Origin of the sequence: Cupriavidus respiraculi (assembly GCF_914271545.1) — a bacterium.
Lineage (GTDB): Bacteria > Pseudomonadota > Gammaproteobacteria > Burkholderiales > Burkholderiaceae > Cupriavidus > Cupriavidus respiraculi.
The window spans coordinates 208,782-222,203 of sequence record NZ_CAJZAH010000005.1 but is presented as its reverse complement, the minus strand read 5'-3'; the positions used below and the strand labels follow the sequence as shown (position 1 = coordinate 222,203).

Here is a 13,422-nt window from a genome sequence, read left to right as displayed (position 1 = left end):
CCGCGCGGGTCAGGACAGCGCCCCGGCCGGCAGCAGCGAGCGGGCCAGCCGGCGCGCCTCGGCGTCGGCAGCGAGCACGCCTTCCAGCGAGGCCGCGGCGTCGGCGGGCTGCGCGGCGCGCTCGAGCACCCGCGCGACGATGGCGGCGATGTCGGTGAACCGGATGGCCTTGCGCAGGAAGGCCTCGACGGCGATTTCGTTCGCCGCGTTCAGCACGGCGGGCGCCACGCCCGCCGCGCGCAGCGCGTCGAAGGCCAGGCCCAGGCAGGGAAAACGGGACAGGTCGGGCGTCTCGAAGCTCAGGGTGCCGGCGCGGGCGAGGTCCAGCGGCGTCACGCCGGCGTCGATGCGCTCGGGATAGGCGAGACCGTAGGCGATGGGGGTCCGCATGTCGGGATTGCCGAGCTGCGCCAGCACCGAGCCGTCCGCATAGGCGACCATCGAATGCACGATGCTCTGCGGGTGGATCAGCACCTCGATGCGCTCGGCCGGCGCGCCGAACAGCCAGTGGGCCTCGATGACCTCCAGGCCCTTGTTCATCATCGTCGCCGAGTCCACCGAGATCTTGCGCCCCATCACCCAGTTGGGATGGGCGCAGGCCTCGTCGGGGGAGATGTCGTGCAGCGTGGACGGCTCGCGCGTGCGGAACGGGCCGCCCGACGCGGTCAGCATTACCCGCGACACGCCGGCGCAGTAGCGCGGATCGTCGGCGGGCAGGCACTGGAACACGGCGTTGTGCTCGCTGTCGATCGGCAGCAGCGTGGCGCCGTGCTCGCGCACCGCGTCCATGAAGATGCGGCCGGACATCACCAGCGCTTCCTTGTTGGCCAGCAGCACGCGCTTGCCGGCGCGGGCGGCGGCGAGCGTCGGCCGCAGCCCGGCGGCGCCCACGATGGCGGCCATCACGGTATCGGCGCCGTCGTCCGCCGCCACTTCCGCCAACGCATCCTCGCCGTGCGACACGTCGGTCGGCACGCCGGCCGCGCGCAGCAACGTCTCGAGCGTGGCGGCCGCCTCGGGCGTGCCGACCACCGCGCGGGCGGGACGGAATTCGATGCAGCGCCGGGCCAGCTTGTCGGCCTGGCTGTGCGCCGTCAGCGCGTGAATGGCATACCGCTCGGGATGGCGCCTGACCACGTCAAGCGTGCTGTCGCCGATGGAACCGGTGGCGCCGAGAACGGTGATGCGACGCATATCAGGCAAATTCACAGGTAATACGCAATCAGGGCGGCCAGCGGGAACACGGGAATCAGCGCGTCGATGCGGTCCAGCACGCCGCCGTGGCCCGGCAGCAGGCGGCTGCTGTCCTTCTTGCCGACCTGGCGCTTGAGCAGGGACTCGAACAGGTCGCCGACCACGCTCGCCACCACCAGCAGGGTCGCCACGAGCACCACGCTGACGAGGCCGGAATGTTGGGCCACGCGCGAGAACCAGGTCGGCGCGAACACTTGCGTGGTCGCCAGGACCAGCGCCACCACCAGCGCGCATGCCCAGCCGCCCAGCGCGCCTTCCCAGGACTTGCCCGGGCTGATGGTCGGCGCCAGCTTGCGCCGGCCGATCGCCTTGCCGACGAAATAGGCGCCGATATCGGCGGCCCACACCAGTACGGCCACCGACAGCAGCACGCCGATGCCCAGGTCGCGCAGCAGCAGCGTGGCATGGCCGAAGGCCGGCAGGATGATCAGACCGATCACGCCGACCACGACGGAGATCAGCGGCGAAGGCTTGCGCACGCCGCAGGAGAGCAGCATCACGGCAATGCCCCAGCAGACCACGGCGGCCTGCAACAGCCACAGCATGGCGTGGCGCCCCGGCAGGTCATGCCACGTAATCATCGCGATCACGCAGGCCAGCCCGTATACATAGGGCCAGAAGCGGCGCAACCCGATCAGCCTGCCGAACTCCCACCCGGCCAGGGCAACGATCACGGCCATCAGCCCGGCCAGCACCGGCGGCGGGCCGAGGAACAGGATCGGCAGGATCAGCAGCAACAGGCACAGGGCGGTGATGACACGGGTAAGGAGCATGCGCTGCGGGTCCCGGAAGTGGTGGTGGAAAGGTCAGGCGGTGCCGGACAGGCCGGACGGCGCCATGACCTGCGCGCTGGTACGGCCGAAACGGCGCTCGCGCTGGCGGTACGAGGCGAACGCCTTGTCCAGTTCGGCCGCGTCGAAGTCCGGCCAGAACACGTCGGTGAAGTACAGCTCCGAATAGGCGAGCTGCCACAACAGGAAATTGCTGATGCGCTGTTCGCCGCCGGTGCGGATGAACAGGTCCGGCTCCGGCGCATAAGCCATCGCCAGATGCGGCGCGAGCACCGATTCGTCCAGCGTCGCGGGGTCCATCATCGGATTGCGCGCCAGCATCTGACGCATGGCCTGCAGCAGATCCCAGCGGCCGCCGTAGTTGGCGGCGATGGTCAGCGTCAGGCCGGTATTGCCGGCGGTGCGCTTCTCCGCATCGCGGATCAGTTGCTGGATGCGCGGGCTGAACTTGGACAGATCGCCGATCACGCGCAGGCGGATATTGTTGGCGTGCATTTTGACGACCTCGCGACGCAAGGACATCATGAACAGCCGCATCAGGAAGGAGACTTCGTCCTCCGGGCGCCGCCAGTTCTCGGAGCTGAAGGCGAACAGCGTCAGGAACTGCACGCCTCGCGCGGCGCTGGCCTCGACCACGGCGCGCACCGCATCCAGCCCGCGGCTGTGGCCGGCCACCCGCGGCAAATGCCGCTGCGTGGCCCAGCGGCCATTGCCGTCCATGATGATGGCCACGTGTCGTGGCACGTAGCCGGTGTCCGGAATCGCGAGTGTGGAGCTGACGTGCTGCATGGGTATGGGGACGGCGCGACGCGCTCGGGCGGCCGCAAGGGCCGCCCGACGCTTCAAACCGTCATGATCTCCTTGTCCTTCTCGGCGACCATGCGGTCGATCTCGGCGACGAACTTGTCGGTCATCTTCTGGACATCGTCCTGACCGCGGCGCTCGTCGTCCTCGGAAATGGCCTTGTCCTTGACCAGCTTCTTGAGCTGCTCGTTGGCATCGCGGCGCAGGTTGCGCACCGCCACCTTGGCGCCCTCGCCCTCGGCCTTGACGACCTTGGTCAGTTCCTTGCGGCGCTCTTCGGTCAGCGCGGGCATCGGCACGCGGATGACTTCGCCCATCGTGGACGGGTTCAGGCCCAGGTCGCTGTCGCGAATGGCCTTCTCGACCACGCCCACCATCTTCTTTTCCCACGGCTGGACCGTGATGGTCCGCGCATCGGCCAGGCCGACGTTGGCCACCTGGCCGATGGGCACCGGCGAGCCGTAGTAATCGACCTGGATATGGTCGAGCAGGCCCGTGTGGGCGCGACCCGTGCGGATCTTGGCCAGATCGGCCTTGAACGCTTCGATGGTCCTTTGCATCTTCTGCTCGGCGCTCTTCTTGGTGTCGGCGACGCTCATCATAACCTCCGGAAATCTGACAGCCATGATCCCGACCCGCGGGATCGAAAACAAATCATTCTACTCTTTGCCGTTGTGCCCGCCACCCTGTGGCCGGCCATGGCGGCGCTTATACGTGTACCAGCGTACCTTCGTCCTCGCCGAGGATGACCCGCTTGAGCGCGCCCGGCTTGACGATGGAGAACACCTTGATCGGCAGCTTCTGGTCCCGGCACAGCGCGAAGGCGGTGGCGTCCATCACCTGCAGGTTGCGCGAGATGGCCTCGTCGAAGCTGATGGTGGTGTAGCGCGTCGCGCTGGGGTCCTTCTTCGGGTCGGCGGTATAGACGCCGTCGACCTTCGTGGCCTTGAGCACCACCTCGGCGCCGATCTCGGCACCGCGCAGCGCGGCGGCGGTGTCGGTGGTGAAGAAGGGATTGCCGGTGCCCGCGGCGAAGATCACCACCTTGCCCTCCTCGAGCTGGCGGATGGCGCGGGGGCGGATATAGGGCTCGACGACCTGGTCCATGCGCAGCGCGGACTGGACCCGGCCTTCGACGTTGGCGTGGCGCATCGCGTCCTGCAGCGCCAGCGCATTCATCATGGTGGCCAGCATGCCCATGTAGTCGGCCGTGGCGCGGTCCATGCCGGCCGCGCCGCCCGCGACGCCGCGGAAAATGTTGCCGCCGCCGATCACCACCGCCACCTGCACGCCGAGCTTCACGATCTCGGCAATGTCGTTGACCATGCCGTCGATGGTGGACCGGTTGATGCCGAAGGCATCGTCGCCCATCAGGGCCTCGCCGGAAAGTTTCAGAAGGACGCGCTTGTAGGCTGGCATTTTCACCCCGGGCTGGTTCAATTCTCGATCTGGACGTCGGCCGCGGGCGCTCGTGCCGCCCCGGCCAAGCCGGCTTTCCGCGTCGCCCGGCGCCGCGCCGCGCTGCCTCGGGGCACCACGTACGGTCGGAACGGACGACGACGAAAGCAGGCTCGTGCGCGCAGCGGGTATGGCCGCCCCGCGCGCACTGTCATTGCGTCGAGGGGCACCTTGCGGTGCCCCTCGGGATTATACGGCGGCCCCGCCCGGCGCCATCTGCGCGCCGGACCACACCGCCTTCAGGCTCAGCCCTTCTGCGCGGCGGCGACCTGCGCGGCCACTTCGGCGGCGAAGTCGTCCTGGCGCTTCTCGATGCCCTCGCCCACCACGTACAGGGTGAAGCCCTTGACGGTGGTGTTGGCGGCCTTGAGCATCTGCTCGACGGTCTGCTTGTCGTTCTTCACGAAGGTCTGGTTCAGCAGCGACACTTCCTTCAGATACTTCTGGACCGAACCCTCGACCATCTTGGCGACGATGTCGGCCGGCTTGTTCGACTCGGCGGCCTTCTGCTCGGCGATGCTGCGCTCCTTGGCAATCAGCTCGGCAGGCACGTCGGCGGCCGACAGCGCCACCGGCTTCATGGCGGCCACGTGCATGGCCACGTCCTTGGCGGCGACGTCATCGCCGTCGAACTCGACCATCACGCCGATGCGGGTGCCGTGCAGGTAGGCAGCCAGCTTGCCACCGTCGGCATAGCGCTGGAAGCGGCGGATCGCGATGTTCTCGCCGATCTTGCCGATCAGCGCGGTGCGGGTCGCCTCGACGGACACGCCGTCGATTTCCAGCGCCGACAGCGCGGCCACGTCGGCCGGGCTCTGCTTGGCGACCAGCTCGGCCACCTTGGCGGCGAAGGCCAGGAAGTCGTCGTTCTTGGAGACGAAGTCGGTCTCGCAGTTCAGCTCGACCAACGCGCCCGTGGTGCCTTCGATGAACGACACCACCACGCCTTCGGCGGTGACGCGCGAAGCGGCCTTGCTGGCCTTGTTGCCCAGCTTGACGCGCAGCAGCTCTTCGGCCTTGTTCAGGTCGCCGTCGGCTTCGGTCAGGGCCTTCTTGCACTCCATCATCGGCGCGTCGGTCTTCGCGCGCAGTTCAGCCACCATGCTTGCGGTAATTGCCGCCATTTGTCACTCCTTGAATGGTTCGCGCCGACGCCCCTGTACGACTGTACGAATGCCGGGACGGCGGCTGAGTGGTGTTCAACCTCACCCGCGCTCAAGCATGCCTGCCGCGGATGACAACAATTCAAAAAAAGGGGGCGTCGGATGGCGCCCCCTTCTGTCGCCGGAGACCCCGGCCACGCATGGCTCACCGGCAAGATGTCCCTGCCTGTGGCCCGGTTCGAGCGTTCGCTGCCTGATGCGCTATGGGGTCCCTTGGGCGAGAGGGCCTCAGGCCTCTTCGACTTCGACGAACTCGTCGCCGCCGCGGGCTGCCTCGACCGTTTCCTGCACGGAATTGGCACGGCCTTCCAGGATCGCGTCAGCCACGCCGCGCACGTACAGGGCCACGGCCTTGCTCGAGTCGTCGTTGCCGGGGATCACGTAGTCGATGCCTTCGGGCGAGTGGTTGGTATCGACCACGCCGATCACGGGCACGCCCAGCTTGTTGGCTTCGGTCACGGCGATCTTGTGGTAGCCGACGTCCACCACGAAGATGGCGTCGGGCACGCCGCCCATGTCCTTGATGCCGCCGATGGACTTCTGCAGCTTGTCCATTTCGCGCTCGAACATCAGCGCTTCCTTCTTGCTCATGGTTTCCAGCGCGCCGGCTTCCTTGGCGGCTTCCATGTCCTTCAGGCGCTTGATCGAGATCTTGACGGTCTTGAAGTTGGTCAGCATGCCGCCGAGCCAGCGGGCATCGACGTACGGCATGCCGGCGCGGCCGGCTTCCTCGGCGAGGATTTCACGCGACTGGCGCTTGGTACCCACGAAAAGAATGGTGCCCCGGTTCGCCGCCAGCTGACGCACATACTTCAGCGCGTCCTGGTACATCGGCAGGGTCTTTTCGAGGTTGATGATGTGGATCTTGTTGCGATGGCCGAAGATGAACGGAGCCATCTTGGGGTTCCAGAAGCGGGTCTGGTGGCCGAAGTGGCAACCGGCTTCCAGCATTTCGCGCATGGTGACGGACATAAAGCTCTCCAATAGGGTTTGGTCTTAAGCCAGCCCCGACATTCCTGAAAAGGAACACCCCGGATGGGCTGACTTGCGATTTCACTGATTGATTTCACTGGACCTGACGGCGACCACCACGGTCGGCGCCAAGCCAGCCCGCGATTGTAGCAACAAAGTCCACACTCGCTCAAGCACCATTCCATCGCGCCGCCGCCGGGCCATGCGGCTGCGCCCGCGCGGTGCCGGGTGCCATCCCCCGTCCGATGGTGCGATAATCCCACTTTGCCATTTGAATACCGCCCTGGCCAGCGGCTAGTGCGTCACTTATTCCCGCCCCGCAGCATGAGCATTCACCTGAAGACCGCCGAAGACATCGCGAACATGCGCGTCGCCTGCCGGCTCGCCTCCGAAGTCCTCGACTACATCACGCCCTTCATCAAGCCGGGCGTCACCACCGGCGAGCTGGACCGCCTGTGCCATGCCTACATGCGGGACGTGCAGGGTACCGTGCCGGCGCCGCTCAATTACGCGCCCCCGGGCTATCCGCCCTTCCCCGGCGCGATCTGCACCTCGGTCAACGACGTGATCTGCCACGGCATTCCGGGCGACCGCGTGCTCAAGAACGGCGACGCCGTCAACCTCGATATCACCGTCATCACCAAGGAAGGCTATTACGGCGACACCAGCCGCATGTTCCTGGTGGGCGAAGCCTCGATCCTGGCCAAGCGCCTCGCGCAGATCACCTTCGAATGCATGTGGAAGGGCATCGCCCAGGTGCGACCGGGCGCCCGCCTCGGCGATATCGGCCACGTCATCCAGCAGCATGCCGAGAGCGCCGGCTATTCGATCGTGCGCGAATACTGTGGCCACGGCATCGGCAAGAACTTCCACGAGGACCCGCAGATCCTGCACTACGGCCGTCCCGGCACCGGCATGGAGATCCAGGCCGGCATGATCTTCACCATCGAACCGATGGTCAACGCCGGCAAGCGCGACATCCGCACCATGCCGGACCAGTGGACGGTGAAGACCCGCGACCGCAGCCTGTCGGCGCAGTGGGAGCACACCGTGCTGGTGACCGACACCGGCTACGAGGTGCTGACGGTATCGGCCGGCACGCAGGCCCCGCCCGCCTTCGTGACAGATCCGGTCGCGGCCTGACGAACGGGCGCCGGCAGGCGCCCTTGTTGTTTTCGCGGGCGACAAACCGGCGCAACCGCCGCAAACCCCGACGCAGCCATGGCCCACCCCGCGGTGAATGCACCGACCGACGCACCCCAGGACGCGCCTCCGACCACCATGGACACGACTCCCGAACTCCTCCTCGCCGCACGTGTACGCGACCGCCTGAAGGCCGACAAGCAGCGGCTGTTCGACGCCTTCAAGTCCGGCGGTCCGGTCGGCGCGCTGCTGTCGCGCCTGAGCCGCGCGGTCGACGACGCCCTGGTACAAGCGTGGCGCGGGCTGGACCTGCCCGGCGACATGGCGCTGGTGGCGGTCGGCGGCTATGGACGCGGCGAACTGTTCCCCTACTCGGACGTCGACGTGCTGCTGTTGCTGGCGGCCGAGCCCGACCAGCAGACCGTGTCGCGGCTGGAGAAATTCATCGGCCTGTGCTGGGACCTGGGGCTGGAGATCGGCTCCGCCGTGCGCACCGTCGAGGACTGCATCCGCGAGGCCCGGCAGGACGTCACCATCCGCACATCGCTGCTCGAGGCGCGCCTGCTGACCGGCAACGCCACGCTGTTCGCCGAGCTGCGCGCGCGCTACGACGCCGCGCTCGACGCGCGTGCCTTCTTCCAGGCCAAACTGCTGGAAATGCGGCAGCGGCACGCCAAGTACCAGGACACGCCCTACTCGCTGGAGCCGAACTCCAAGGAAAGCCCCGGCGGGCTGCGCGACCTGCAGGTGATCCTGTGGATGACCAAGGCCGCGGGCTTCGGCCATAGCTGGAAGGAACTGCTGGACAAGGGCCTGCTGACCGAGCGCGAGGCGGTGGAACTGGCGCGCAACGAGCGGCTGCTCAAGACCATCCGCGCGCGCCTGCACCTGGTGGCGGGACGGCGCCAGGACGTGCTCGTCTTCGACCTCCAGACGGCGCTGGCCGAGGCGTTCGGCTACCGGCAGAACAACAACAAGCGCGCCAGCGAGCAGCTGATGCGGCGCTACTACTGGGCGGCCAAGGCGGTCACCCAGCTCAACAGCGTACTGCTGCTGAACATCGAGGCGATGCTGTTTCCGTGCGAGTCGGCGGTCACGCGGCAGATCAACGAACGCTTCGTCGAGCGCCAGGGCATGCTGGAGATCACCAGCGACGACCTGTACGAGCGCGAGCCCCACGCCATTCTCGAAACCTTCCTGGTCTACGAGCGCACGCCCGGCGTCAAGGGCCTGTCGCCGCGCACGCTGCGGGGGCTCTACAACGCGCGCACCGTGATGAATGCGAGCTGGCGGCGCGATCCGGAGAACCGCCGCCTGTTCCTCGCCATCGTGCAGGAACCGCAGGGCATCACGCACGCGCTGCGGCTGATGAACCAGACCAGCGTGCTGGGCCGCTACCTGATCAACTTTCGGCGCATCGTCGGGCAGATGCAGCACGACCTGTTCCACGTCTATACCGTGGACCAGCACATCCTGATGGTGGTGCGCAACATGCGCCGCTTCGCCATCGTCGAGCACACGCACGAGTTCCCGTTCTGCAGCCAGCTGATGGCCAGCTTCGACAAGCCGTGGGTGCTGTGGGTGGCGGCGCTGTTCCACGATATCGCCAAGGGCCGCGGCGGCGACCACTCCAAGCTGGGCACCGCCGACGCGCGGCGCTTCTGCCGCCAGCACGGCATCGCGCGCGAGGACACCAACCTGATCGCGTGGCTGGTCGAGCATCACCTGACGATGAGCCATGTCGCGCAGAAGCAGGACATGACCGACCCGGAGGTCGTGCACGCCTTCGCCCGCGTGGTCGGCAACGAGCGCTACCTGACCGCGCTGTACCTGCTGACCGTGGCCGACATCCGCGGCACCAGCCCCAAGGTGTGGAACGCCTGGAAGGGCAAGCTGCTGGAAGACCTGTACCGCATCACCCTGCGCGTGCTGGGCGGCGCGCGCGTCGATCCGCACTCGCTGTGGGCGCAGCGCCGCGACGAGACCATCTCGCAGCTGCGGCTGATGACCTTCGACACCGCGCTGGGCGAACCGCTGTGGGCGCAGCTGGACGTGGCCTTCTTCCTGCGCCACGACGCGCGCGATATCGCCTGGCTCACGCGCCACCTGTACAACAAGGTGGACAGCCCGGTGCCGGTGGTCAAGGCGCGCATCTCGCCGGCCGGCGAAGGATTGCAGATCGCGGTCTATGCCAAGGACCAGCCAGACCTGTTCGCGCGCATCTGCGGCTATTTCGAGCGCAAGAGCTTCTCGATCCAGGAAGCCAAGATCCACACTACCCGGCACGGCTACGCGCTGGATACCTTCCAGGTGACCGACCCCGGCATCACCGGCGACTACCGCGACATCATCGCGCTGGTCGAACACGAGCTGTGCGAACGCCTGCAGCACGCCGCGCCGCTGCCCGAGGCGGCGCAGGGCCGGCTGTCGCGCCAGTCGCGCAGCTTCCCGATCAAGCCGCGCGTGGACCTGCGCCCGGACGAGCGCGGCCAGTACTACCTGCTGTCGCTGTCCGCCAACGACCGCACCGGCCTGCTCTACGCTATCGCCCGCGTGCTGGGCGAACACCGCATCTCCGTCCATACGGCGCGCATCAACACGTTGGGCGAGCGCGTCGAGGACATGTTTCTGGTCGACGGCAGCCGTCTTGCCGCCGACAACCGATTGCAACTGCAGCTTGAACAGGATTTGCTCGCGGCGCTGGCCATCTAGGCCCGGACCGCGGCGACAACGATATGAACGACAGCGATAAGCCCAAGCGCAAGACCCTGGGCCTGAAGACCGCCGACGGCGGCCCCGCACGTACCGGCACCTCCCGTCCGGTACGGGTCTCGGACCTGAACCGCAAGCGCGTGCAGGCGGTGGCAGAAGGCATCCGAAAAGCGAACGAGGGCAAGAAGGCCGCGGCCGGGAAGCGGCAGGCGCCGCGCAAGCCGGACGGCCCCGGTGGCGCCGGTCGCCCCGCAGGCACGGGCGACAGCCGGCCACCGCGCGCGCGCGCCGCTGGCGACGAATCGCGGCCGCAGCAACGGCGCAGTTTTGGCGACGACCAGCGGCCACCGCAGCGCCGCAGCTTTGGCGACGACCAGCGTGCACCGCAGCGTCGTAGCTTTGGCGACGATCAGCGCCCGCCGCAGCGCCGCAGTTTCAGCGATGACCAGCGTCCGCCACAGCGCCGCAGCTTTGGCGACGAGGAGCGTGCACCGCAGCGCCGCAGCTTTGGCGATGACCAACGTGCGCCGCAGCGTCGTAGCTTCGGCGATGACCAGCGCCCGCCGCAGCGCCGCAGCTTTGGCGACGACCAGCGCCCGCCCCAGCGCCGCAGCTTTGGCGACGACCAGCGCCCGCCGCAGCGCCGCAGCTTTGGCGACGACCAGCGTCCGCCCCAGCGCCGCAACTTTGGCGACGACCAGCGCCCGCCGCAGCGCCGCAGCTTTGGCGATGAGGCCCGCGCCGCCTACGCGCGCCAGCGCGGCGGCGACGACCGTCCGCCAGCACGGCGCCCCTATGGCGACGACACCCGTCCGCCGGCACGGCGCAGCGAAGGCGAAGTCCGTCCGGCCCGTTCCGGTTACGGCGGTGGCCCGGGCCGCGCCCCGAAGCCATCCGAGCGCATCGAGCGTCCGGCCCGACCCGCGGCGGTGCGTCCCGCAGCGACGTCCCGCGACGACGAGGCTCCGACCGACGGCCTCGTCCGCCTTTCCAAGCGCATGTCGGAACTCGGACTCTGCTCGCGGCGCGAAGCCGACGAGTGGATCCCGCGCGGCTGGGTCCTGGTCGACGGCAAGCCCGTCACCGAACTGGGTTCGCGCGTCTCGCCCGACGCCGTCATCGAGATCCATCAAGCCGCGCGCTCGGAACAGGGCGAGCGCGTGACCGTGCTGCTGCACAAGCCGGTGGGCTACGTATCGGGCCAGGCCGAGGACGGCTACGAGCCCGCCGCCGCGCTGTTCACGCCGGAAAACCAGTGGGAGAACGACCCCACGCGCAAGCGCTTCGCGCCGTGGCAGCGCAAGAGCCTCGCGCCGGCCGGCCGTCTCGATATCGATTCGACCGGGCTGCTGGTGCTGACGCAGGACGGCCGCGTGGCCCGCCACCTGATCGGCGAAGACTCCAATGTCGAGAAGGAATACCTGGTGCGCGTCGTGTGGGAATCGCCGGACGGCGTGGTGGACCGCAACATCTCGGAGGTCTATCCCCCCGAGCTGCTGGACAAGCTGCGCCACGGCCTGTCGCTCGATGGCGAAGCGCTGAAGCCCGCGAAGGTGAGCTGGCAGAACGAGGAGCAGTTGCGCTTCGTGCTGCGCGAGGGCAAGAAGCGCCAGATCCGCCGGATGTGCGAACAGGTCGGCCTGAAGGTGGTGGGCCTGAAGCGCGTGCGGATGGGCCGGATCGTGCTGGGCGACCTGCCGGTCGGACAGTGGCGCTTCCTGGGCCCGTTCGAGAAGTTCTGATCGCGTTCTGATCGGAGATGCGCAAACAAAAAGCGGCGGACATGATCCGCCGCTTTTTTTGCCCGGACGCCCGCAAGCCATGCGGACCGGCGGGCGGCAAACAGCCGCTAGTCGTCGCCCTGCCCCGCCATTTCGGGGAACAGCACCTCGGTAAAGCCGAACCGCGAAAAGTCGCGCACGCGCATCGGATAGAGGATGCCCTGCAAATGGTCGCATTCGTGCTGGACCACGCGGGCGTGGAAGCCATCGGCAACACGCTCGATGCGGTTGCCCATCAGATCGAAGCCCGAGTACCGCAGGCTGGTGTGGCGCGGCACCACGCCACGCAGCCCCGGCACCGACAAGCACCCTTCCCATCCGTCCTCCATCTCGTCGGACAGCGGCGTCAGTTCGGGATTGATCAGCACCGTCTTGGGCACGGTGGGCGCGTCGGGGTAGCGCGGGTTGCGGTCGAAGCCGAAGATCACCACCTGCAGGTCCACGCCGATCTGGGGCGCGGCCAGGCCGGCGCCATTGGCGTGGTCCATGGTGTCGAACATGTCGTCGATCAGATTGCGCAGTTCGGGCGTATTGAAGCGCGTGACCGGGCGGGCGGGTTGCAGCAGCCGGGGGTCGCCCATTTTCAGGATGTCGCGGATCATCTGGCTTTCCTCGTGACGGTCCCGCACCAGTCTGGTCCGGCCGGGATACCTCGGCCGATTATAGCGAAGCCATCCTCGGGGGCCGCGCGCCGCGGTCCTTCGGTGGTCAGCGCAATGCCGCCGTCGGCGGCCCGCGGCGGATTGGGCGGCGGGTTGGGCACCGCGCGTCCCTGACACCGCGGTCGGAAAACACCGCCTCGATATCGTCCACCGGCCTGCGCATCGCCACCCATCCGCTCAGCTTCAGCCGGACGTAGCGCTCGAGCCCGCGTTCGCACGACTCGAACAGGCCCTCGTAGCCGATCGCCTCGCGCCGCGCCGCGTCGAAGCGGCCGGTGACGCGCCCAAGCAGCCGCGACAGCGTGCCGATGAATCGCGTCCAGACGTCGCGCGCGGGTTCGCACGAGAAAGGACAAGCCGTTCTGGCGCCAACGCGCACGGCGGGGTGAGGTCCGCCCGAAGCGGTGGCGAGTTCGCGCGGCGAGGCGCCTGCCTGCCCCGATGCCACGTCGTCCGTCTTGCTGGCCGGAAGGTATTCGATCGTGTAGACGTTGCCCCGGAAGGCCACGGTCTCGACCCGGAAGCTGCCCGGGTCGCATTGCGCGCCCTTGGCGAACGCGTCCATCACGGCGGACAGCTCCGCCCAGTCCTTTGCCACCATGCCGCGCGATACCCATCGGGTCGCGGCATGCGTCGTCGTGATTGCACCAGCTGACATCTCGGTCTCCTTCTCGGAATTGAG

At 67.9% G+C, this 13,422-nt stretch carries 12 protein-coding genes; 3 read left to right on the top strand and 9 right to left on the bottom strand.

Annotated features, from left to right (window positions below):
- Positions 1-9: 9 nt before the first annotated feature.
- The 7 genes from LDO27_RS20830 to rpsB form a co-directional block, all read right to left on the bottom strand.
- On the bottom strand, positions 10-1,194 hold the full coding sequence (locus tag LDO27_RS20830) for a 1-deoxy-D-xylulose-5-phosphate reductoisomerase (protein WP_224043774.1): 1,185 nt from the start codon (positions 1,192-1,194) through the stop codon (positions 10-12).
- A gap of 11 nt (positions 1,195-1,205) precedes the next feature.
- A complete protein-coding gene (locus LDO27_RS20825) occupies positions 1,206-2,027 on the bottom strand; it encodes a phosphatidate cytidylyltransferase (RefSeq protein WP_224043772.1) in 822 nt (273 codons plus the stop codon).
- Positions 2,028-2,060: 33 nt separating this feature from the next.
- The gene (locus LDO27_RS20820; RefSeq protein ID WP_222203381.1) at positions 2,061-2,834 is read right to left on the bottom strand and encodes an isoprenyl transferase; all 774 of its coding nucleotides are present in this window, start codon (positions 2,832-2,834) and stop codon (positions 2,061-2,063) included.
- A gap of 53 nt (positions 2,835-2,887) precedes the next feature.
- On the bottom strand, positions 2,888-3,448 hold the full coding sequence (gene frr, locus LDO27_RS20815) for a ribosome recycling factor (RefSeq protein WP_222203382.1): 561 nt from the start codon (positions 3,446-3,448) through the stop codon (positions 2,888-2,890).
- Between the two features lie 109 nt (positions 3,449-3,557).
- Positions 3,558-4,268: a UMP kinase gene (gene pyrH, locus LDO27_RS20810; protein ID WP_222203383.1), complete on the bottom strand. Its 711-nt coding sequence runs from the start codon at positions 4,266-4,268 to the stop codon at positions 3,558-3,560.
- A gap of 284 nt (positions 4,269-4,552) precedes the next feature.
- Positions 4,553-5,431, bottom strand: a complete 879-nt coding sequence (gene tsf / locus LDO27_RS20805) for a translation elongation factor Ts (RefSeq protein WP_222203384.1) — start codon at positions 5,429-5,431, stop codon at positions 4,553-4,555.
- 267 nt (positions 5,432-5,698) lie between these two features.
- The gene (rpsB, locus tag LDO27_RS20800; protein ID WP_222203385.1) at positions 5,699-6,442 is read right to left on the bottom strand and encodes a 30S ribosomal protein S2; all 744 of its coding nucleotides are present in this window, start codon (positions 6,440-6,442) and stop codon (positions 5,699-5,701) included.
- 324 nt (positions 6,443-6,766) lie between these two features.
- Between rpsB and map the strand changes: the two genes are divergently transcribed.
- The 3 genes from map (at position 6,767) to LDO27_RS20785 (ending at position 12,039) form a co-directional block, all read left to right on the top strand.
- Entirely contained in the window at positions 6,767-7,585 is an 819-nt protein-coding gene (map, locus tag LDO27_RS20795; RefSeq protein ID WP_222203386.1) for a type I methionyl aminopeptidase, read from the top strand.
- A gap of 138 nt (positions 7,586-7,723) precedes the next feature.
- Positions 7,724-10,297 (top strand): [protein-PII] uridylyltransferase, encoded by a 2,574-nt coding sequence (locus LDO27_RS20790; RefSeq protein WP_224043770.1) that lies wholly within the window; start codon positions 7,724-7,726, stop codon positions 10,295-10,297.
- A 23-nt stretch (positions 10,298-10,320) separates the two neighbouring features.
- Positions 10,321-12,039: a pseudouridine synthase gene (locus tag LDO27_RS20785; protein ID WP_224043768.1), complete on the top strand. Its 1,719-nt coding sequence runs from the start codon at positions 10,321-10,323 to the stop codon at positions 12,037-12,039.
- 107 nt (positions 12,040-12,146) lie between these two features.
- Here LDO27_RS20785 and def read toward each other — a convergent pair whose 3' ends face one another.
- Together def and LDO27_RS20775 are read right to left on the bottom strand one after the other, a co-directional pair.
- A complete protein-coding gene (gene def, locus LDO27_RS20780; protein ID WP_222203391.1) occupies positions 12,147-12,680 on the bottom strand; it encodes a peptide deformylase in 534 nt (177 codons plus the stop codon).
- Between the two features lie 106 nt (positions 12,681-12,786).
- Positions 12,787-13,398, bottom strand: coding sequence for a hypothetical protein (locus LDO27_RS20775; RefSeq protein WP_224043766.1), 612 nt, complete (start codon positions 13,396-13,398; stop codon positions 12,787-12,789).
- Between the last annotated feature and the right edge of the window lie 24 nt (positions 13,399-13,422).